Origin of the sequence: Bradyrhizobium sp. 4 (assembly GCF_023100905.1) — a bacterium.
GTDB lineage: Bacteria > Pseudomonadota > Alphaproteobacteria > Rhizobiales > Xanthobacteraceae > Bradyrhizobium.
Genome location: NZ_CP064686.1, coordinates 6,126,325 through 6,148,651, shown reverse-complemented (window position 1 = coordinate 6,148,651; position 22,327 = coordinate 6,126,325). Strand labels below are relative to the sequence as shown.

Annotated in this window: 12 protein-coding genes; 4 read left to right on the top strand and 8 right to left on the bottom strand. The window is 64.6% G+C overall.

Annotated elements, in window-relative coordinates:
• Nucleotides 1-33 precede the first annotated feature (33 nt).
• Entirely contained in the window at nt 34-2,724 is a 2,691-nt protein-coding gene (gene ligD / locus IVB45_RS29320) for a DNA ligase D (RefSeq protein ID WP_247287831.1), read from the top strand.
• 104 nt (nt 2,725-2,828) lie between these two features.
• On the opposite strand, the gene IVB45_RS29315 is transcribed toward ligD, so the two are convergent.
• A complete protein-coding gene (locus tag IVB45_RS29315) occupies nt 2,829-2,993 on the bottom strand; it encodes a DUF3309 family protein (protein ID WP_007595743.1) in 165 nt (54 codons plus the stop codon).
• A gap of 185 nt (nt 2,994-3,178) precedes the next feature.
• Between IVB45_RS29315 and IVB45_RS29310 the strand changes: the two genes are divergently transcribed.
• Complete coding sequence (locus IVB45_RS29310) at nt 3,179-3,496, top strand: polyhydroxyalkanoic acid system family protein (RefSeq protein ID WP_219681182.1); 318 nt, start codon at nt 3,179-3,181, stop codon at nt 3,494-3,496.
• Nucleotides 3,497-3,499: 3 nt separating this feature from the next.
• On the opposite strand, the gene treY is transcribed toward IVB45_RS29310, so the two are convergent.
• The 6 genes from treY to IVB45_RS29280 are packed head-to-tail and all read right to left on the bottom strand — an operon-like array spanning nt 3,500 to nt 17,500.
• The gene (treY, locus tag IVB45_RS29305) at nt 3,500-6,286 is read right to left on the bottom strand and encodes a malto-oligosyltrehalose synthase (RefSeq protein WP_247358442.1); all 2,787 of its coding nucleotides are present in this window, start codon (nt 6,284-6,286) and stop codon (nt 3,500-3,502) included.
• Nucleotide 6,287: 1 nt separating this feature from the next.
• Complete coding sequence (treZ, locus tag IVB45_RS29300) at nt 6,288-8,039, bottom strand: malto-oligosyltrehalose trehalohydrolase (RefSeq protein WP_247358443.1); 1,752 nt, start codon at nt 8,037-8,039, stop codon at nt 6,288-6,290.
• A complete protein-coding gene (gene glgX / locus IVB45_RS29295; protein WP_247358446.1) occupies nt 8,036-10,114 on the bottom strand; it encodes a glycogen debranching protein GlgX in 2,079 nt (692 codons plus the stop codon). Before glgX ends, treZ begins: the two co-directional genes overlap by 4 nt.
• 3 nt (nt 10,115-10,117) lie before the next feature.
• Nucleotides 10,118-12,256, bottom strand: a complete 2,139-nt coding sequence (glgB, locus tag IVB45_RS29290; protein WP_247358447.1) for a 1,4-alpha-glucan branching protein GlgB — start codon at nt 12,254-12,256, stop codon at nt 10,118-10,120.
• Nucleotides 12,249-15,542: a maltose alpha-D-glucosyltransferase gene (gene treS / locus IVB45_RS29285; RefSeq protein WP_247358449.1), complete on the bottom strand. Its 3,294-nt coding sequence runs from the start codon at nt 15,540-15,542 to the stop codon at nt 12,249-12,251. The genes glgB and treS overlap by 8 nt, the downstream gene beginning before the upstream one ends.
• Nucleotides 15,543-15,553: 11 nt before the next feature.
• Complete coding sequence (locus tag IVB45_RS29280) at nt 15,554-17,500, bottom strand: maltotransferase domain-containing protein (RefSeq protein ID WP_247358451.1); 1,947 nt, start codon at nt 17,498-17,500, stop codon at nt 15,554-15,556.
• A gap of 204 nt (nt 17,501-17,704) precedes the next feature.
• On the opposite strand from IVB45_RS29280, the gene malQ reads away from it, so the two are divergent.
• Entirely contained in the window at nt 17,705-19,666 is a 1,962-nt protein-coding gene (gene malQ, locus IVB45_RS29275; RefSeq protein WP_247358452.1) for a 4-alpha-glucanotransferase, read from the top strand.
• Nucleotides 19,667-19,708: 42 nt separating this feature from the next.
• On the top strand, nt 19,709-21,508 hold the full coding sequence (locus IVB45_RS29270; RefSeq protein ID WP_247358454.1) for a glycoside hydrolase family 15 protein: 1,800 nt from the start codon (nt 19,709-19,711) through the stop codon (nt 21,506-21,508).
• 4 nt (nt 21,509-21,512) lie between these two features.
• Here IVB45_RS29270 and IVB45_RS29265 read toward each other — a convergent pair whose 3' ends face one another.
• Entirely contained in the window at nt 21,513-22,325 is an 813-nt protein-coding gene (locus IVB45_RS29265) for an HAD family hydrolase (RefSeq protein WP_247358456.1), read from the bottom strand.
• Between the last annotated feature and the right edge of the window lie 2 nt (nt 22,326-22,327).

The following is a 22,327-nucleotide window of genomic DNA, read 5'->3' as shown; positions in this document are numbered from 1 at the left end:
GCTTCCACGCCGAAAGAGAATCCGGGACCAGTCGTGCTGCAAAAGCTCTCCAAGTATCGACAGAAACGTGATTTCGAGAAGACGCCGGAGCCGTCGGGCAAAACCGCGGTGGCGCCATCGAAGCAGCGGCGCTTCGTGATCCAGAAGCACGACGCCACGCGGCTGCACTACGATCTGCGGCTTGAGTTCGACGGCGTCTTCAAGTCCTGGGCGGTGACGAAAGGGCCCTCGCTCGATCCGCACGACAAGCGGCTGGCCGTCGAGGTCGAAGACCATCCGCTCGACTATGGTGATTTCGAGGGCACGATTCCGGAGGGCCAGTACGGCGGCGGCACGGTCATGCTGTGGGACCGCGGCACTTGGGAATCCGAAGATCCCGAACGCGGTTTCAAGAAGGGCGATCTGAAGTTCACCCTGCATGGCGAGAAGCTACACGGCAGCTGGGTCTTGGTGCGCATGCGCAACGACCGTACCGGCGGCAAACGGACCAATTGGCTCCTGATCAAGCATCGCGACGAACATGTTCGCGAGGGCGCAGACAACGACATTCTCGAGGAGGACAAATCGGTCGCCTCCGGCCGTCCGATGGAGCAGATCGCCGGAGGCAAGGGGCGCGCGCCAAAACCGTTCATGCTGGCGAAGGGCACCAAGGCCAAGGCCGACGCGGTCTGGCAGTCCAACCGGGCGGACGAGGCGAAAGAGCGCACGGTCAAGCCGACGCCCCGCGCGGCGTTGAAAACCGGCAAAACGGCAAAGAAGAAAGCCACGACCGCCACGACCGCGAAGAAGGCGGCGGAGATGCCGGACTTCGTCGCGCCGCAGCTCTGCACCTCGGTCGAGCGCCCGCCGGGTGGCGACGGCTGGTGCCACGAGATCAAGTTCGACGGCTACCGCGTGCAGCTGCGGGTCGAGGGCGGCAAGGCGACGTTGAAGACGCGCAAAGGCCTCGACTGGACCGAAAAATTCGCAAGCATCGCGAAGGAGGCGGGCGCGTTGCCGGATATGATGATCGACGGCGAGATCGTCGCGCTCGATCACAACGGAGCACCCAATTTTTCGTCACTCCAGGCCGCGCTGTCGGACGGCAAGACCGACGAGCTCATCTTCTTCGCCTTCGACCTCCTGTTCGTCGAAGGCCTCGATTTGCGGCGGCTACCGCTCGGGGAGCGCAAGGACCGCCTTAAGGAGCTCCTGGAGGCACGTAAGAAGAAATCGAGCCAGATTCGCTATGTCGAGCATTTCGAAAGCGGCGGCGACGCCGTGCTGCAATCGGCCTGCAAGCTCGAGCTTGAGGGCGTGGTGTCGAAGAAGCTCGACGCGCCTTATCGTTCGGGGCGGACGGAAAGCTGGACCAAGGCCAAATGCCGCGCCGGCCATGAGGTCGTGATCGGCGGCTACAAGACCACCAACGGCAAATTCCGCTCGCTGATGGCGGGCGTGCACCGTGGCGATCATCTCGCCTTCGTCGGCATGGTCGGCACCGGCTTCGGCGCCGACAAGGTCAAGCGCATCATGCCGTCCCTCAAGGCCATGGAGGCGAAGCAAAGCCCGTTCGGCGGCAAGAACGCACCGAAGAAAGCGCGCGAGGTGCACTGGCTGAAGCCGGAGCTCGTGGCGGAGATCGAGTTCGCCGGCTTCACCGCCGACGGCAATATCCGCCAAGCCGCCTTCAAGGGGCTGCGGCAGGACAAACCGGCGGAGGAGGTCGAGGCGGAGACACCGGTGGATACGGAGCTTGCCGAGCCTTCGACGAAGCGGCGCGCCAAGCCGCGCGCGCAAGCGAAGACTGGCGCACGAACGGCCCAGGCTGGCGGCAGTGCCGAAGTGATGGGAGTCGTCATCTCCAAGCCGGACAAGCAGCTCTGGCCGGACGACGGCAATGGCGATCCGGTCACCAAGCTGGATCTCGCGCGCTATCTCGAAGCCGTCGGCGAATGGATGATCCTGCACCTCAAGGGCCGGCCGTGCTCGCTGATCCGCGCCCCGGACGGCATCAAGGGCGAATGCTTCTTCCAGCGCCACGCCATGCAGGGCACCTCGAACCTTCTTGAGCTCGCGCGGGTCTCCGGCGACCGCAAGCCTTACCTGCAGATCGATCGGGTCGAGGGGCTCGCGGCCGTAGCACAGATTGGTGGCGTCGAGCTGCATCCCTGGAACTGCGCGCCCTACGCCTACGATATCCCGGGCCGGCTGGTGTTCGATCTCGACCCGGCGCCCGACGTCGTCTTCGCCGAGGTCGTCGAGGCCGCCAAGGAGATGCGGCAGCGGCTGACCGACATCGGCATGGAAAGCTTCTGCAAGACCACCGGCGGCAAGGGCCTGCACGTCGTGGTACCGCTGCGTCATGGCGCGGGCGATCAGGTGAGCTGGAAGGAGGCCAAGGCCTTCGCACAAGGCGTCTGCCAGTGGATGGCGGACGACGCTCCCGAGCGCTACCTGCTCAACATGTCGAAGAAGTTGCGAGAGGGAAAGATCTTCCTGGACTATTTGCGCAACGACCGCATGTCGACGGCGGTGGCCCCTCTGTCGCCGCGTGCGCGCGCCGGCGCCACCGTGTCGATGCCGCTCACCTGGGCGCAGGTGAAGACCGATCTCGATCCGAAGCGCTACACGCTGCGCAGCGTGCCGGGGCTGCTGCCGCGGTCGAAGGCGTGGGATGGTTATGACGATGCCGCCGCGTCGATCAAGGCCGCGATCAAGAAGCTCGCCGGGAAAACGAAGTAGGGTGGGCAAAGCGAAGCGTGCCCACCATCCTCTCCTCGGCCGAGCAAAAAGGTGGGCACGGCGCGTTGCGCCTTTGCCCACCCTACTAGATATTCGCTCGGTCGCTAGATCCGTCCCAGCAGTAACAGGATCAGCAAGATCACGATGACTAGCCCGAGGCCGCCGCCGCCGTAATAGCCGGTGCCGTAGAACGGGCCGCCGCCGATGCCGCTGAAGCCGCCGAGCAGCGCGATGACCAAAATGATCAGAATGATCGTACCGATAGACATGCGGAAATCTCCTCCAGCCCTTCGTTGAAGGGTCGTTTGCAACCTGTCCCGTGGTGCGAGGGCAACTTGCCGCAGGTTCTAAAGTTCCGCCAATGAAACACCGGGTGCACGCGCAACTTGCATGGAACCTTTGTGGTACCGGCGGGCATGACTATGTGAGGTTCAATCACTAACCGGGCAGAGCCATGTCAGCACCGCTTGTCGTCTCCATTCCCCACCGCCTCGGCCGCGAGGAGGCGGTGCGCCGGCTCAAGACTGGGCTCGGCCGTGCTGCGGCAAGCATTCCCGTGATGCAGGTCGAGGAGGAGCGCTGGAGCGGCGACAGCATGAATTTCCGCATCCGCGCGCTCGGGCAGATCGCGACGGGGCAGGTCGACGTCGCCGACGATCATGTCAAGGTGCAGGTCGTGCTGCCCTGGCTATTGCAGCGCTTTGCTGAGATGGCGCAGGCCACGATCCGCAAACGTGGCCAGCTGCTGTTGGGCAAAGACGCGAAAAGTTAGCGTTCAAGCGCGGGCGCGCTGCCGGACCGGCTTCGTCGCACCCGCGGGGCGCGCCGGGATCACAGAAGCGGGAAAACCGCGAAGCGCCTGCGCGAGCGGCAGATCGTTGCCGGCTAAACCCGGCACGTTGTAGCCCGTGACGTCGATGGTGGCGTCGGCCCCATCGAGCGCCGGCCATTCGCGTCCGGCTTGCGTGAAAGGTGCGAAGTGGCGCCCGACCGCGACGATCACTGCAGCGCGGCCGTGGCGGCGGGCAAAGGCCACGACATGCTCGGCATGTGCGCCCCGCACCTGAAGCGGCTGGTAGTCACCTCGCGCGAAGACGTCGGGCAGCTCGCTGCGCAGCTTGAGCAGGTGCCGCGTCCAGGCCAGCTTGAGCTGGCCGTCCGGCCAGCTCTTGATCAGGTGATTCCAGTCCGGATTGTCCAGCGTGCCCAGCGCCGCGTGTCGCGCGGAGAAATCCACCGGACGCCGGTTGTCGGGATCGACCAGCGACAGGTCCCAGAATTCGGTGCCTTGGTAGAAGTCGGGCACGCCCGGCAGCGTCGCCTTGAGCGTGAGCTGGCTCAGCGCATTCAGCGCGCCGAGCAGCGCGACGCGGCGAGCCAAGGTTTGCAGCGCCTCGAGGAATTCGCCTGACAGCGCGGGATCGAGGATCTTCGCGATGAAGCTCTTGACGCCGTTCTCATAGGCCTCGTGCGGGTTGAGCCAGCTCGTCTCCTCCTTGCCCTCGCGCGCGGCCTTGAGCGCATAGGCCTGGATACGCGCGACGAAACCGGCATCGGCCGTCTCCACAAGCGGCCAGGCGCCGAGCAGCGTCTGGTAGAGCATGTATTCGAACGTGGCCGACGGAGCGCGCAGATTACCGTCGAGCGCGATGTGCGGTGCGTTGAGGACTTTCCAGCGCGCGACCGCGCTGGTCCATTCGCCGGGAATTTCACTTAAGGCGGCGACCCGCGCCCGGGCGTCCTCGCCACGTTTGGTGTCGTGCGTGGCGGTCGCCGTCATCCCTTGCGGCCATTCCCTGGCGCGAGCCTGCATGGTGTCGTGGAAAGCGGAAATGGTGAGGCCCTTGCTCGCGGGATCGCCGCCGACTTCGTTCAGGGCGAGTAGCCGGTGGAATTGATAGAAGGCAGTGTCCTCCAGCGACTTCGCCATCATCGGGCCGGTGAATTGCTGCACCTTCAGCGCAAAGCGGCGCACCCTCGGGGCACTGTGCGGAGGACGGCCGGGCTTGAGCAGATCCATGGTGAGCGCGTCGCGCAGGAAGTCGAAAATGCCTTCGTCTGCGGCGAACCATTCCCGGCGCGCTTGCTCGATGGTGTCGTCGATCAGCTTGCGATCGTTCGCCGTCGGCGCGCCTGTCGTCAAATAGGTGCGGTACACCGGGAAATGCAGCACATAGAGCTCGAGCGCCTGCCGCAGGCTGTCGGCGGAAAAGTCGCGGGTCGAATAGTGCCCGTTGGCGATGCGCGCAAGCAGGCGCGTCAGAACGGTGAATTCGCTGGTCAGCAGCGTCTCCAGCACGCGCCTTTTGGCGTCCTTGACGTAAGGCGCCAGCCGTGGCGGCCGGTTGCTGATCTGCCGCCAGATCTCGTCGAGGGCCTCCAGCCCCTTGGCGTCGACCAGAACGTGAGTGATGGCATTCATCCACTCATAGCCGGTGGTGCCCTGGACGCCGGCGAAATGCGGCAGGCGCTCGTGCTCGCACAGGATCTTCTCGATCACCGTATAGAACGGTTTTGTGGTGCCCTGCGCGTCACGCACCAGCCGGCGCAGCCGCTGGCAATATTGCGCGGGATCGCGCAGCCCGTCGATATGATCAAGCCGGATGCCTTGCAGTTTGCGTTCGGCAATGAGTTGCTTCACCAGCCGGTGCGTGGCGGCGAACGTGCCGGGATCCTCGACGCGCATGCCGGCGAGCCCGTTGACGTCGAAGAAGCGGCGATAGTTGATGTCGCTGGAGGCAAGCCGCCAGTGCCCGAGCTTGTAGTGCTGGCGCTCCAGCAAATGATGCAGCGCCAGCGTCTGCGCGGGGCGGTCCTTGGCGGCGCGATACGCGCCGAGGCCGCGCGCGATGATGTCGGCGCTGCCTGCGATCTCCCTGAGCTCCGCCTTGAAGCCGGGCGCTTCCTTGCGGTTGGGACGGCGCAGTCCCGTGTAGCGCGCCGCGAGCGACAGCATGCGCTTGCCGGCCTCGGACTCGGCGGCGTCGGCTTCCTTCACGATCATCCGCAGCATCTCGCCATAACGCTCCGGCGCGATCGGCAATCGATGCTCGAAATACCAGGCGGAGAAACTACCTTCATTGGCATCGTAGCGCAGCTCGATATCGCCACTCTCGAGCGCTTCGCCATAGGACGCTCCGAGGATCGGCAGCAGCACGCCGCCACGGGCGCGGAAAGCCAGTTGATCCCAGTCGATATCGAAGGAGACGGCGTGCGGCGAGGCCTGGCCCCATTCCAGCACGTCCAGCCACCAGGGATTGTCGGCAAAGTGGACGCCGACATGGTTCGGTACGAAATCGATGATGAGGCCGAGGTCGTGTCGCGTCAGCGCCTCGCTCAGCCGGGCGAAGCCGGCCTCGCCGCCGAGCTCCGGATTGAACTGGCTGTGGTCGACGGTGTCATAGCCGTGCGTCGAGCCCTTGCGGGCCTTCATCACCGGCGAGGTGTAGAGATGCGTGATTCCCAGCGCCTTCAGATAGGGCACGACCGCGGCGGCCTTGTCGAAGTCGAAATCCGCGGTGAGCTGAAGCCGGTAGGTTGCGAGAGGAACGGCTGAAGGCATGTCAAGCTCCGAGGCGCCAGACCACCGACCAGGGCGCAAGCCGGTCGCCGGTCGCGCCGCCCCAGATCAGGGTGCCCACACCGCCGGAATATGCGGCGTCCTTGTCGGAGAGATTGGCGACGAGGCGCAACGTCGTGCCATCCCCCATGTGCCAATGCGCGGTGAGCAGGCCGCTATCGGCCACGGCGGCATCACCGAAGCGCGCACCTTTCAGTCGTGGCGCGATCTCTTTGTGGCGAAGTGCGAGCAGCTCCCGCACCAGCGCGAGACGTGCATCCTGCTCCGGCGTGTGGCCTGTCCAGTCGATCACGGCCGATTGCAGCGTTGCCGGATCGAGCGGGTCGGGCACCTCGTCGCCGTACGTCTCATAGGCCCAGGCATACTCCTGCTTGCGCCCCTTGCGGACGGCATCAGCCAGTCCGCCCTGGAAGTCGCAGAAGAACGGGAAGGGCACGGTGGAGCCCCACTCCTCGCCCTGAAACAGCATCGGCACCATCGGCGCCAGCAGGGTCACCGCGAGTGCTGCTTCGATCTGCTTGGGCGATGCCAGGCTTTCGAGCCGGTCACCGAGCGGCCGGTTGCCGATCTGGTCGTGGTTTTGCAGGAAGTTGACGAAGGTTGCCGGCGGCAGCTCGTCGCTTTTCTCGCCGCGCGGCTGCTTGCCCCAGAATTCCGAGATCTCGCCCTGATAGATGAAGCCGGAGGCGAGCGCGCGTGCGAGATCGAGCCGCGGCGTTTGATAGTCCGCGTAATAGCCGGCGAGCTCTCCCGTCAGCATCACGTGCCAGACGTGGTGGTAGTCGTCGTTCCACTGGGCGCGATATTTGCCGTTCGGTGGCTCCTGCGCCGCGTCGAGCAGGCTCGCGCGGTTGTCGCCGTTCTCCAGCACGAGATGGATGTGCCGCCCCGTCGCCTTGGCAAGCTCGCCCGCGGCGACGCTGAGGTCCTGCAGCATCGATTGCTCGCCGGGGATCGCCATGATGTGGTTGGCGGCATCCAGCCTCAGGCCGTCGAAGCGATAGTCGCTGAGCCACGACAGCGCGTTCTCGACGGCAAAAGCGCGAACCTGCGGCACGCGATAATCGATCGCACTGCCCCATGGCGTATGCGCGTCGGTGAAGAAGGTCGGCGCGTAGCGGCCGAGGTAATTTCCCTCGGGCCCGAAATGATTATAGACGACGTCGAGGAACATCATCAGCCCGCGCAGATGGGCTTCGTCGATCAGCCTCTTCAAATCATCGGGATGACCATAGGCGCTGTCGGGCGCGTACCACAGCACGCCATCATAACCCCAGCCGCGGCGACCGGCGAAGTCGGCCAGCGGCATCAGCTCGACCGCGGTGATGCCGGTCGCGACGAGATGATCGAGCTTGTCGATCATGGCGCGATAGGTGCCTTCCGCGGTGAAGGTGCCGACATGCGTCTCGATCAGCACCGTCTCCTCCCAGGGACGGCCGCGCCAATCGGATGCGTGCCAGGCGAAGGCGTCATGATCGATCACCTCGCTCGGGCCGAACACGTCGTCGGGCTGGAATGCAGACGCCGGATCGGGCACGTCGATCTCGTCGTCGATCCTGAATTTGTAGTTGCTGCCGACGGGCAGATTGGCAATCTCGGCGACATACCAGCCATCCTGCCGGCGCTGCATCGCGTGTCGTCTGTCGAGCAGGAGATCGACACGGCGCGCCGCAGGCGCCCACAGCCGGAACGACACGCCGTCCTTCGTCGGCCTCGCCCCGAAGGATGGCCTCATAGCGCCCCCGCGAAAGCGAGCACGGAGCGCGGCGGCGCCTTGCTGTCGCTTCCGGGCTGGAAGTCGACCGTGTTCAGCTTGGCGTCGGTCGTGTTCAGGATTTGCTGCCACCTCTTGTATTCGGTCATTTTTGGCAATTTGAATGCGATCTCTTCGGGGGCTGCGTTGAGTACGATAAAGATCGCGGCGCTGCCGGGTTCCATCGGCCCCATCACATAGGAGAGGAACCGCCCTTCCGGGAATTTCCAGTCGCTTTCCGTCATTTCGTCGCCGGCCGGCGTCAGCCACAGCGCGCCGTAGGAGATGCCGTCCTTGGGGCGGCCGTCGAGCCAGCGATGGCTGCGAAGCTGCGAGAACCGACGGCGGATATCGGCGAGCTCGGCGACGAAATCCACCATGTCGTCGCCGTCCTTGCCGAGATTGTCCCAGCCGACCCAGCCAACCTCGTTGTCCTGGCAATAGGCGTTGTTGTTGCCTGATTGCGAATTCCCGACCTCGTCGCCTGCGAGGATCAGCGGAATGCCTTGCGCCAGCATGAGGCAAGCCAGCACGTTCTTGCGAAGCTGCCGGCGCAAGCTGACGATTTGGGGATCGTCGGTCGGGCCCTCGACACCGCAATTGTTGCTGTGGTTGTCGTTGGAGCCGTCGCGATTGTCCTCGCCATTGGCCTCGTTGTGCTTCTCGTTGTAGCTGAAGAGATCGGCGAGGGTGAAACCGTCGTGCACGGTGATGTGGTTGACGCTGGCGCGCGGCCGCCGTCCATCATGGTTGAACAGGTCGGAGGACGCCGTCATGCGGCTGGAGATGTCGCCGATCAGGCTGCCTTCGCCGCTCCAGTAGCGGCGCATGGCGCTGCGGTAACGGTCGTTCCACTCCGACCATTGCGAGGGAAATGCGCCGACCTGATAGCCGCCGAGGCCGAGGTCCCAGGGTTCGGCGACGAGCTTGACGCTCGCCAGCACCGGGTCCTGGCGGATCGCGGTCAGGAACGAGCTGCCGCGATCATAGCCGTTCGGCCCGCGCGCCAGCGTGGTGGCGAGGTCGAAACGGAAGCCGTCGACGTGGCAGACCTCGACCCAGTAGCGCAGGGAATCCATCACCATCTGCAGCACGCGCGGATGGGTGAGGTTCACCGACGAGCCGCAGCCGGTGAAGTCGTCGTAATAGCGCGGGTTCTCGCGGTTCAGCCAGTAATAAGACGCGTTGTCGATGCCACGGTAGCACAGCGTCGGGCCGAGGTGATTGCCCTCGGCGGTGTGGTTGTAGACGACGTCGAGCATCACCTCGATGCCGGCATCGTGCAGGCGCGCGACCGTGGTGCGAAAGGAATCGAGGGCGTTGTCCTGGGCATAACGCGCCTCGGGCGCGAAGAAGGACAAGGTGTTGTAGCCCCAGTAATTGGCGAGCTTCTTCTCCACCAGGATGCGGTCGTCGATGAAGGCGTGGACCGGCAGGAGCTCGACCGTGGTGACGCCGAGCTTCTTCAGATGCTCGATCATCGCCGGCGACGACAACCCGCCGTAAGTGCCGCGCAGGTTAGGCGGTACGTCGTCGCGTTTCTGCGTCAGCCCCTTGACGTGGGCCTCGTAGATGATGGTGTCTTCCCAGGGAATGTTGGGCCGGATCTCGCGGCGGCCCCAGTTGAAGGTCTCGTCGACGACGACGGCCTTCGGCATGCCGCGCGCGTTGTCGCGCCGGTCGAACGACAGGTCCTCGCGCGGGCTTCCGGTGCGATAGGCGAAATGCGCGTCGCTCCAGACCAGCCGCCCGGAAAGCCGCTTGGCATAGGGGTCGAGCAGCAGCTTGTTGGCGTTGAAGCGGTGGCCGTGCTCGGGCTCGTAGGGGCCATGCACGCGGTAGCCGTAGAGCTGGCCGGGCGAGACGTCATTGAGATAGCCGTGCCAGACATCCTCGGTGCGCTCCGGCAGCTCGACGCGCTCGAGCTCGCGGCGGCCCTGCATGTCGAAGAGGCACAGCTCGACCTTCTGCGCGTTGGCGGAGAACAGCGCGAAATTGGTGCCGCGTCCGTCCCAGCTTGCGCCGAGGCGTGCGGGCGATCCAGCAGTCAGGCGCATCGTTCAGCTTTCCGGAACGAGGAAGATCGCGGCGAGCGGCGGAATGGTGAGGCGGAGCTCGCCATTGACGGCGTGGACTTCGCCGATGTTGCCGACATTGCTGCCGCCGTAATGGGCGGAGTCCGAGTTGAACACTTCCTTCCACTTGCCGCCGAGCGGCGCGCGAACCCGGTAGTTGCGATGGACGTTGGGTGAGAAATTGACGATCACCATGCACCGGGCGTGCTCGTCAAATCCCTTGCGCAGCCATGCGAACACGTTGCGGTTGGCATCGTCGGTGATCAGCCATTCGAAGCCGGCCTGCTCGCAGTCCATCTGGTGCAGCGCGGGCACCGCGCGATAGAGCCGGTTGAGATCGCGGATCAGCGCCTGGATGCCTGAATGGGGCTTGTACTCGAGCAAGTGCCAGTCGAGCGACTGGTCGTGATTCCATTCGCGGCTTTGCGCGATCTCGGCGCCCATGAACAGCAGCTTCTTGCCGGGATGGCCGAACATGAAGCTGTAATAAGCGCGCAAATTCGCGAAACGCTGCCATTCGTCGCCGGGCATGCGCCCGAGGATCGAGCGCTTGCCGTGCACCACCTCGTCATGCGACAGCGGCAGGACGAAGTTCTCCGAGAAGGCGTAGTGCAGGCCGAACAGGATGTCGCCGTGATGATGCTTGCGGTGGATCGGGTCCTTGCTGATGTAGTTCAGCGTGTCGTGCATCCAGCCCATGTTCCACTTGTAGCCGAAGCCGAGCCCGCCGAATTCGACCGGACGCGAGACCTGCGGCCAGGCGGTGGACTCTTCGGCGGCCGTGGTCGCCTGCGGGAAACGCGCGAACAGTTCGGTGTTGAAGCGGCGCAGGAACGCGATCGCCTCGATGTTCTCCCGGCCGCCATGCTGGTTCGGAATCCACGCGCCGGGCGGACGGCTGTAGTCGAGGTAGAGCATGGACGCGACCGCATCGACGCGCAGTCCGTCGATCGCGTAGCGCTCGAGCCAGAACAGCGCGTTCGACACCAGGAAGTTCGTCACTTCGGTGCGGCCGTAATTGTAGATCAGCGTGCCCCAATCGAGATGACGGCCCTGGAGCGGGTTGGCGTGCTCGTACAGCGCTGTGCCGTCAAAGCTGCCGAGCCCGTGCGGATCGTCCGGGAAGTGGCCGGGCACCCAGTCGAGCAGCACGCCGACGCCCTCGCGGTGGCAGGCATCGACCAGCGCGGCAAAATCCTCCGGCGTGCCGAAGCGGCTCGTCGGCGCATACAGCCCGGTCGGCTGATAGCCCCACGAGCCGTCGAAAGGATGCTCGCTCACGGGGAGGAATTCGAGATGGGTGAAGCCCATGTCGCGGGCGTAGGCCGGCAGCTGCTCGGCCAGCTCGCGATAGGTCAGCCATTCATTGCCGTTCTTGCGCCGCCATGAGCCGAGATGGACCTCGTAGATCGACATCGGCGCAGACAATGCGTTGATGCCGTCGGGCGCCGGCCGCGGCCGCGGCAGATGTGCTTCGTCGAACACGATGGAAGCGGTCTTCGGCCGCACCTCGCTTGCAAAGGCCATCGGATCGGACTTCAGCGGAAGCAGATGGCCATGCGGTCCGATAATTTCGAACTTGTAGTGATCGCCGGCCTTGGCGTGCGGGATGAACAATTCCCAATAGCCCGCGCCGCGCACCCGCATCGGATGGCGGCGCCCGTCCCAGAAGTTGAAGTCGCCGACCACGGAGACGCGCCGGGCGTTGGGCGCCAGCACCACGAAGCCGATGCCATCGATGCCTTCGAGCCGCATCGGATGCGCGCCGAGCTTGTCGTAAAGGCGCTGGTGGGTGCCTTCGCCGAGCAGATAGAGGTCGAAATCGGTCAGGATCGGTGGAAAGCGATAGGTGTCCTCGAATTCGATGACGTTGTCGCCGAACTTCGCGCGAAGCTGGTAGTGCTTCGCGCCGTTCGGCAGAGCCCCGATGAACAGGCCGGAATCATGAACGCGATCTAGCTTCGCCACCTCGCCGTGCTCGCCCACCGCCTCGACGTTGGAGGCATCAGGAAGAAACGCGCGCACCACGCTCTTATCGCCCTCGGGATGCAGCCCGAGATAGTGGAACGGATCGGAGTGGCGACCCTCGATGATTGCATAGGCTTCGGCAGGGAGTTTAGGCATGGGCTTCGCTCTCGATACTGGACAGAATGCGAAGCAGTCCGGACAGCGGCGCATGGAGCCCTTCAGGCCGGTGGGACAGCTCGTACTCTACTTCCTCGAACGCTTGATCAAGCAGGAAAAACCTTAACAGGCCTGCCGCGGATTGCGGATCCTCCGGCCACAGTCGCCGATCGGTCATGGCTTCGCGGTAGGCGGTGAGGAACGTCGCGGTGGTGCGCTCGCGCCATTCGTCCAGCGCAGCCGTAAGCCGGCCCTGTTCGTCGGAAGCACCGGTGAGCGCGCGGTGGAGCGCCGCGTTAACCGAAAGATCAATCGAGCGGATCAGGCCGGCAACGTCGCGCGCCGCAGGCAGCTTGCGCCGCTTGTCGGCCAGCGGCAAACGCGGATCTCCGTCGAAGTCGATGATGAAGATATCGTCCTTCACGATCAGAGTTTGCCCGAGGCGGAAGTCGCCATGATGACGGATGTTCAACCCGCCGATCTCGGAAGGTAAAAGCGCGTCGAGCCGACCGGACAGGGACGCGCGGTCCGCGGCGAGCTGATTGATCAGCGGCCGATCTGCCTCCCGCAGGCCGTTGGTGCTGGCGGCCAGCCGCTCGAAAACCCGCTCGGCCCGTGCCTTGAGCTCCGATGACCAGCGCTTGATTTGTGCGGAGCCAATCGGCTCCGGCGCGAGATCGCCTGGCTTTGCGGCGGCCAGAGCCACATGCAACTCGGCGAGCCGCCGGCCGATCTGCGTAATGAAGTGCAGATAGGGCGCCTGCTCCTGGGTCTCGCGGGGCATCTCGCCCGGTGGCAGCACCCGCTGCTCGTCGATATAGCGGTCGAGATAGCCCGCGGTGACGCCCCAGCCGTCGCCCTGGTTCTCGACATAGGCGTGCAGCACGCCGACTGCGCTGCGACGGTCGTCTTCGACCAGCTCGACGCTGCCGAGCAGTGCCGGCGTGTTGGCAAAGCGGGCGATTTCGGTGAGGTAGGAGCCGATCTCGATCTCGGGATTGATGCCGGCTTCGAGCTGGCGATAGATCTTGGCGACATACTGGTTGTCGACCAGCGCGGTGCTGTTCGACTGCTCGATCGCGCGGATGCGTTCGGGCTCCTTGATGGTGTACTCGGCAAACCGGCTGGTCGCCTTGAACTCCAGCCGCAGATTGTTTTCTTCCACCACCAGGTTCTGCGACAGGTTGCGCAGGAACAGCCCGATGAAGATCTGCTCCGTTGCCACATCCAGCAGCGTCCCTTCGCGGGCGCCCTGACGGACGGCGGCGAGTGCCCTCGGATTGAAGCGTTCGCGGTCGAAGCGCACCCATTCAATCTGCATCGGCAGCACGTAGCGCGTGGTGACGTCGCCCTGCGCCACCTCGAAGAACGCGATCCAGGGCCTGTTGTCGCCGATGTCGCAGAACGGCACCGCCGAGGTCAGCGTCGGCTTGATCTGCTTGGGATTGTGCTCCGGATACCAGCGCGTGCGCGACAGGAATCCCGGCAGCACCTCGTGCTCGAACACGCCGCGCTCGCGCGCCAGCGACACCCAGGTCGAGTTCACCGGCACCACCAGCGTCTCGAATTCCGGCACAGCGCGCGGCGTCACCGGCTCGGACTTATCGCGCTCGGTGAGCTGGAACCAGTAGAAGCCATAGGGCCCCAGCGTGACCATGTAGGGCAGTTCGCCGATCGCCGGAAAACGCGTGCGGCCGAGCATCTCCTGCGGGATGCGGTCCTTCCAGGGCGACAGATCGAGCTCGGTCGCCTGGGCCGCGCGCGACAGATTGGCGACGCAGAGGATCACCTCGTCGCGGTACTGCCGGACATAGGCCAGCACGGCGCGGTTGGCCGGGCGGATGAAGGTCATGGTGCCGCGGCCGAAGGCGAGCGTCGATTTGCGCACCGAGATCAGGCGCTTGGTCGCGCTGAGCAGCGAGGACAGGCTGCGCGACTGCGCCTCCACGTTCACCGATTCGTAGCCGTAGACCGGATCCATGATCAGCGGCGCGTAGAGGCGGGCCGGGTCGCAGCGCGAGAAGCCGCCATTGCGGTCCGGGCTCCACTGCATCGGCGTGCGCACGCCGTTGCGGTCGCCGAGATAGATGTTGTCGCCCATCCCGATCTCGTCGCCGTAATAGATGATCGGCGTGCCGGGGAAGGACAGCAGCAGCGAGTTCATCAGCTCGATCTTGCGCCGGTCGTTGTCCATCAGCGGCGCAAGGCGCCGGCGGATGCCGACATTGATGCGGGCGCGCGGATCGTTGGCGTAGGTGGTCCACAGATAGTCGCGCTCGACGTCGGTCACCATCTCCAGCGTCAGCTCGTCATGGTTGCGCAGGAACAGCGCCCATTGGCAGCTCGCCGGAATGTCCGGCGTCTGGCGCAGGATGTCGGTGATCGGGAAACGGTCCTCCTGGGCGATCGCCATGTAGATGCGCGGCATCAGCGGGAAGTGGTAGGCCATGTGGCACTCGTCGCCCCGGCCGAAATATTCCTGCACGTCCTCCGGCCATTGATTGGCTTCGGCCAGCAGCAGCTTGCCCTTGGAGTAGGAATCCAGCTCGTGGCGCAGCCGCTTGATGATGGCATGCGTCTCGGGGAGGTTCTCGTTCGAGGTACCTTCGCGCTCGCAGAGATAGGGAATGGCGTCAAGACGGAAGCCGTCGACGCCGGCATCGAGCCAGCGCTTCATCACCTGGATCAGGGCGCTGACGACGCGCGGATTGTCGAAATTGAGATCCGGCTGGTGCGAGAAGAAGCGGTGCCAATAGAACGCGCCGGCCTCGTGATCCCAGGTCCAGTTCGACTTCTCGGTGTCGGTGAAGATGATGCGGGTGCCCTGGTATTTCTGGTCGGTGTCGCTCCAGACATACCAGTTGCGGGCGCTCGAGCCCGGAGGGCTGCGGCGCGCGCGCTTGAACCAATTGTGCTGGTCCGAGGTGTGGTTGACGACGAGCTCGGTGATGACGCGCAGCCCGCGTTTCTGCGCTTCCTGGATGAAGCGCTTGAAATCCTTCATCGTCCCGAAATCGGGATTGACCGCGCCGTAGTCGGCGATGTCGTAGCCGTCGTCACGGCCGGGCGAAGGATAGAACGGTAGCAGCCACAGCGCGGTGACGCCGAGCTCCTGGAGATAAGGCAGCTTCTCGGTCAGCCCTGCGAAATCGCCGATGCCGTCATGATTGCTGTCAGCAAACGCCTTGACGTGAAGCTGATAGATGATGGCGTCCTTGTACCAGAGTTCATCCACGATCTCGGCAGCCTCGGCTTTCTTGGTGTCGACGGAAGACAATACGTTCATGGCGTGCGCCTTTACGCCAGGCAGCGGAACAGCAGCGCCGGATCGCGGTCGGGATCGATACGCAACCTGATCCCGCTCCATTCGATGCGGGCCTGTTCGCCGGTGAGGAGGTTTTCGAGTGCCGACACGTGGTGTCGCTGCCCGCCGGCGTCAACCGTGATGTCGCCGAGCGGCAACCAGAATTCGCGTACGTGGCGCGAGAGCGCAACCACGGCCACGACGATGTTGGCCGGGTCGGTCGCTTCCTTGACGAAGGCGATCGTCTCGTCGTCTTCGATGCCGAGGAAGCGCAGGTTCGCCGCCTGCTGAAGCGCAGCATTTTCGTTGCGGATGCGATTGAGCTCCGTGATGTACGTCTTGATATTGCCGGGCTTGTCCCAGGCGCGCTGCTTGATCTGGTATTTCTCGGAGTCGAGATACTCTTCGCGGCCGGGGATCGCGTCGTGCTCCAGCAACTCGAACCCGCTGTAGACGCCGTAATTGCCGGACAAGGTCGCCGCCAGCGCGACGCGCGATTTGTACGTCCAGGTCTCGCCGCCCTGCAGATGATAGGGCAGCAGGTCGGGCGTGCTCACGAACAGGTTCGGCCGATAGAAGTCACGTTCGGGATAGCGCGTCAGCTCGCCGAGATATTGCTCCAGCTCCCACTTCGCCGTTCGCCAGGGGAAATAGCAGAAGGATTGTGCGAAGCCGAGCTTGGCGAGGCCCTTCATCAGCTTCGGGCGGGCATACGTCTTGGAGAACAGGATTACCTCGGGATGCCGGCGGCGGATGTCACGGATGAGCCATTCCCAGAAGGCGAGCGGCGCGGTGTCGTGATTGTCGATGGCGAAGATGGTGACGCCGTGGTCGATCCAGAACAGCATGGCGTCGCGAAATGCGTTCCACAGTCCAGCCCGGTCGACGGACGTGAAATCGGGGATGACGATGTCGGAATAGGGGCCCTCAGCCGTCCGCACCGAGCGGTCCGGGCGCCATTTGAACCATTCCGGATGCTGTGTCAGCCACGGGTGGTCCGGCGAGCATTGCACGGCGAAGTCGAGCGCGAGCTCGAGCCCGTATTCCAGGCAGGTCGCGACCAGCGCGCGAAAATCCTCGATCGTGCCGAGTTCGGGATGCAGCGCGTCGTGCCCGCCTTCAATGGCGCCGATCGCATAAGGCGAGCCGGGATCGCCGTCGCCCGCCACCGGCGTGTTGTTGCGGCCCTTGCGCCGGGTACGGCCAATGGGATGAATCGGCGTGAAGTAGAGCACGTCAAAGCCCATCGCGGCGATGTCGGGCACGCGCGCGATGCAGTCGCGGAGCGTGCCATGCTGTCCTGGCACCAGGCTCTGGCTGCGCGGCATCATCTGATACCAGGCGCCGAAGCGTGCCTTGTCGCGGTCGACGAACAGTGGGAATAGCGCCGAGCGCGTCAGATCAGGCCGCGACTGGCTCTCGGCCATGGCTGCGCCGAGCTCGGTTGCCAGCAGCGGGGCAACGTCGCCGGTCTGAAGATAATCCTCGCATTGCCTGACGATGACGGCGGCGGCGTCCTGCTGCGCGCCATGCGCCTTGGTCAGAAGGCCGGCGCCCTCGATCGCATCGAGGGTGACGTCGGCACCGGAGCGCTGCTTGCGCGTGATCGCGTGCGACCAGGTGGCGAACTCGTCGGTCCAGGCTTCGATCGCATAGACATATTTGCCGGGCTCGACGGGTGTGAACGCGCCGGACCAGCGGTCATTGCCGTGAGGGATCATCGGCTCGCTCTGCCATTCGCGGTCCTGCTCTTGTCGCCAGATCAGCGCTGCGCCGATCACGGCGTCGCCGTCGCGGTAGATGTCGGCCCAGACCTCGACCGGTTCGCGCGCGATCCGCTTCACGGCGAAGCGCCCGCCGTCGATCAGGGGATAGACGTCTTCGATGAGGAAAGTGCTGCCGGCTGCGGCACTCTCGACAGTTTGAATTGTCTTGTTCACGGTGATGCCATTGACAAGAAAGCAGGAGCCCGTTTCCCTTGCCGGGAACCTACGCTTGATACCACTATAGAAAGCCGCTTGTGTGTCATTGGTTCCCTGGGGAACGGCAGGCGCGGTTTGCGAGTTAACCCAGACTAACCTCTTCCGTGACCTCGTTAAAATCAATTCCCCCGGCCAGAGAATGGCTTGCAAGCTGCGTGCCGAATGGATCTTTTAGCTCAAGCCCGGATCAAGGGCGTTCAATCCGAATTCGTCGATGCCCTCGGAAAGCTGCGGGTCACCGATCCCGTGGCCCTCAAATCCATCCTCGATGCCCTGCCTGAGAAGCGGGTTTACCGCTTCGTCAGCGGGCCCGTGGTGGTGCGCGCCTTGGGACAGCCGCGCACCGAATTGGTGACGATCGGTGCGCCGCCGCTCAAATGGAAGATGACCGGCAACGGCAATTTGATCGCGCAAGGTGAGACGCGCGAGCCCGTGATTGCCTGGCCCGCCGGCCTGCCGCTCGGCTATCACCGCCTGACGCTGACCGATGCCGAAGGCGTGACCGAAGAGGTGCCGATGATCGTGGCGCCGGAGCGGGCCTTTGGCGGCGATTTCGACCGCGGCTGGCTGCTTGCCGTCCAGCTCTACAGCGTCCGTTCGGAGCGCAATTGGGGCATCGGCGATTTCACCGACCTCGCCGGTCTCGTCCGGCTCGCCAAGCAGTTGGGCGCCGACGGCGTCGGGCTCAATCCCCTGCATGTGCTGTTCGACGACCATCCGGCCGATTGCAGCCCCTATTCACCGAACAGCCGGCTGTTTCTCAATCCGCTCTATATCGACGTCGAGGCGATCCCGGAATTTTCCCCCGACCTCGTCCCCGACGCGGCCGCGACCGCCGCGCGGCTCCGTGAAGGCGATCGTGTGCCCTATTCGGACATGGCGGCCTTGAAATGGCTGGCCTTGCGTGCCGCCTTCGACAGCTTCGTGAAAACCGCGAGCGGCGTCCGCCGCAACCAGTTCGACGCCTTCCGCGCGGCTCGCGCGCCGCTGTTGTCCCGTTTTGCCTGCTTTGAGGTGCTCCGTCATCGCTTCGTGGCGCCGTGGTGGGAATGGCCGATAGAATGGCAGCAGCCGGACGAGACAAAATGCGCCGAGCTGCGCAGCGGGCCCGACAAGCACGAGGTCGAGTTCGTCGAATTCGTGCAATGGACCGCCGATAGCCAATTGCATGCCGCCAAGGAGCTGGCCGGCCAGCTCGGCATGCGGGTCGGGCTTTATCTCGACGTCGCCGTCGGCGTGCAGTCGAACGGCTTCGATGCCTGGAACGAGCAGGGGGCGATCTCCCGTCATCTCGCGGTTGGCGCGCCGCCGGACGTGCTCAACACCATTGGCCAGGATTGGGGCCTCGCGGGCTTCAATGCCGGCGGCCTGGAGGCGCAATCCTTCGTGCCGTTCGCCGATATGCTCGCGGCTTCGATGCGCCATTCCGGTGCGATCCGTCTCGATCACGTGCTGGGCCTGAAGCGGCTGTATCTGGTGCCGCGCGGCTTCAAGCCCGACAATGGCGCCTATGTGCAGATGCCGTTCGAGGCGCTGCTGGCGACCGTGGCGCGCGAGAGCGCGGCCCATAGGTGCATCGTCATCGGCGAGGACCTTGGCACGGTGCCGGAAGGTTTTCGCGAGACCATGCAGGATTTCGGCATCTGGTCCTACCTCGTCATGATGTTCGAGCGCGACGATGCCGGTCACTTCCGGCCCGTCGATCACTACCGGCCCAACGCGCTGGTGACGCTGAACACCCATGATTTGTCGACCTATGCCGGCTGGCGCTCATTCAGCGATCTCAAGATGAAGCGCTCGCTCGGGCTCGATCCCGGCGAGAACGATCAGGCCCGCTGGGATGCGCTCGGCCTGCTCGACGAGATCCTGCGTGCCAACGGCATCCGTGCCAATGATGTCTATTCGGTGCTCGCCTTCCTGTCGCGCACGCCCTCGCGGCTGCTTGCGGTATCGCTGGAGGATCTGCTCGGCGTGATCGACCAGCCCAACATTCCCGGTACGATCGACGAGCATCCGAACTGGCGCCAGCGCCTGCCCGTGACGCTCGACAAGATCGCCTCGAAAGTCGATCTCGCGGCTTTGAAGGCTGCTACACGCGAACGCTCGTTGCCCGGCGGGCGTTGATCGCTGGGGTCTCCGGACGTCGTTTTCGAGGCTCGCACGACATTGTCTCAGAAAATCGAGGACTATGCGCTGATCGGCGACTGCGAGACCGCGGCGCTGGTCGGCCGCAACGGCTCTATCGACTGGCTGTGCTGGCCGGCCTTCGATTCCGACGCCTGCTTTGCCGCGCTCCTCGGCACGCACAAGAACGGCCGCTGGTTGATCGCGCCGGGCGAGGACGTCACCGCGACGTCGCGCCGCTATCTCGGCGACACCCTCATCCTCGAAACGCGCTTCGAGACGAAGAGCGGCACCGTTGCGCTGATCGACTTCATGCCGCCGCGCGGCAAGGCCTCCGACATCGTGCGGCTGGTCCGCGGAGTCAGCGGCACGGTCAAGATGCGGATGGAGCTCGTCATCCGCTTCGGCTTCGGCGTCGACATCCCGTGGGTGCGGCGGATCGACCATTCCCTGCTGGCGGTCGCCGGGCAGGACATGACCGTGCTGCGGACGCCGGCGCAGACCCGCGGCGAGGATCTGACCACGGTTTCCGATTTCGAAGTGAAGGCCGGCGAGACCGTGCCGTTCGTGCTGACCTACGGCCCCTCGCATCTCGAGCCACCCCCGCCGATCGACCCGGAGCTCGCGCTTCAGGAGACGGAAAAATTCTGGCAGGACTGGTGCAGCCACTGCAATCGCGATGGCGACTATCGCGACCTGATCGTGCGCTCGCTGATCACACTCAAGGCGCTGACCTTCGGTCCGACCGGCGGCATCGTCGCGGCGCCGACCACCTCGTTGCCGGAGAAGCTTGGCGGCGCCAGGAATTGGGACTACCGCTTCTGCTGGCTGCGCGATGCCACCTTCACGCTGCTGGCGCTGATGAACTCGGGTTACACCGAGGAAGCCTCGGCCTGGCACAATTGGCTGTTGCGTGCGGCGGCAGGCTCACCGTCGAACATGCAGATCATGTACGGCATCTGGGGCCAGCGGCGGCTGCTGGAATGGGAGGCGACCTGGCTCGACGGCTACGAGGGCGCGCAGCCGGTGCGCGTCGGCAATGCCGCGCATGCGCAGCTCCAGCTCGACGTCTACGGCGAACTGATCGACGCCTTCCACCAATCGCGGATGGCCAAGCTCAAGCTCGATGACGAGAGCTGGGCGCTGGAATGCGCCGTGCTCAAGCACCTCGCCGAAGTCTGGGACCAGCCCGATCATGGCATCTGGGAGCGGCGCGGAGAGCCGAAGCACTACGTCTTCTCCAAGGTGATGACCTGGGTCGCCTTCGACCGCGGCATCAAGAGCGCCGAGACCTTCGGCTTCAAGGCGCCCCTGCTGCACTGGCGCACCTTGCGCGACGCCATTCATCGCGACGTCTGCAACAGGGGCTTCGACGTGGAGGAGAATGCCTTCGTGGAGTCCTACGGCTCGAAGCTGCTCGATGCCAGCGTGCTGCTGCTGCCGGCCGTCGGCTTCCTGGAAGCGTCGGATCCGCGCATTCGCGGCACCATCGCGGCGGTCGAAAACCACATGCTGCGCGACGGCTTCGTGCTGCGGCACGATCCCCGCGAGGTGCCTGCGGGGCAACCGCCGCTCGAAGGCGCCTTTCTCGCCTGCAGCCTGTGGCTGGCCGATGCCCATGTGCTGTCGGGCGATCTCGACAAGGCGCAAGTCCTGTTCGATCGCGTGGTCGGTATCGCCAATGACGTCGGGCTGCTGGCCGAGGAATATGATTCAGGCGCCAGGCGTCAGACCGGCAATTTCCCGCAGGCGCTGACTCATATTGCGCTGGTCAACACCGCGCATAATCTGTCGGCGGCAAGGCAGGGCAGCCAGAAGCCGGCGATGCAGCGGTCGAAGTAGTGACCTAGGCGACCCCGTTCCGCTTCAAGATCATCTCCATCGCCTCCGCAAAACCGTCCTGCTCGTTGGTCGCGGTGACGTGGGTCGCCTGCTCTTTGACGTTGTCGGCGGCGTTGCCCATGGCTATCGAGGTGCCGCTGACGCGGAACATGGCGAGGTCGTTCTGCATGTCGCCGATGGTGGCGACCGCGTCGGTTGAAATGCCGAGGCGCTTGGCCATGGCTTGCACGAATGTGCCCTTGTCGAAGCCGGGCGGGGTGATGTCGAGGTAGTACGTTTGCGAACGCACCGCCGTCGCCTCGCTGCCGAGCGCCTTCTGCATCGCCTTCTCGCAACGCTCGAGGCCCGCCGCATCGGCGCTGGCGCCGACGATCTTGCAGGCGCTGGCGAGATACGGCGAGAAATCCGTGACGATGGTCGGATCGGAGCGGATCGTATGCTGCTCGTGAGCGACGTATTGGCCATCAGGCCTGTCGATCAGCCATTTGTCGGTGGTGAACAGCCAGATGTCGGCGCCGAAGTCCCGGAGAATTTGCAAGCTTCGCTCGGCCGCGCCGGCGGGGATGAGATGCTGCTCGACCGGATTCATCTCGGGATCGACGATCGAGGAGCCGTTGAACGGGCCGACCGGCAGCCAGAGCGCCAGCGGCTCGATCAGGAAGCGCATGCCGATCGCGGGGCGGCTCGACGTAATCGTGAAACCGATGCCGGCCTGGTGCAGACGCTGCACCGCTGACCTCGCGCGGTCGGTCAGCGTCTTGTCCTTGGTCAGCAGCGTACCGTCGACGTCGGAGACGACGAGCGAGATTTTTGTCATGA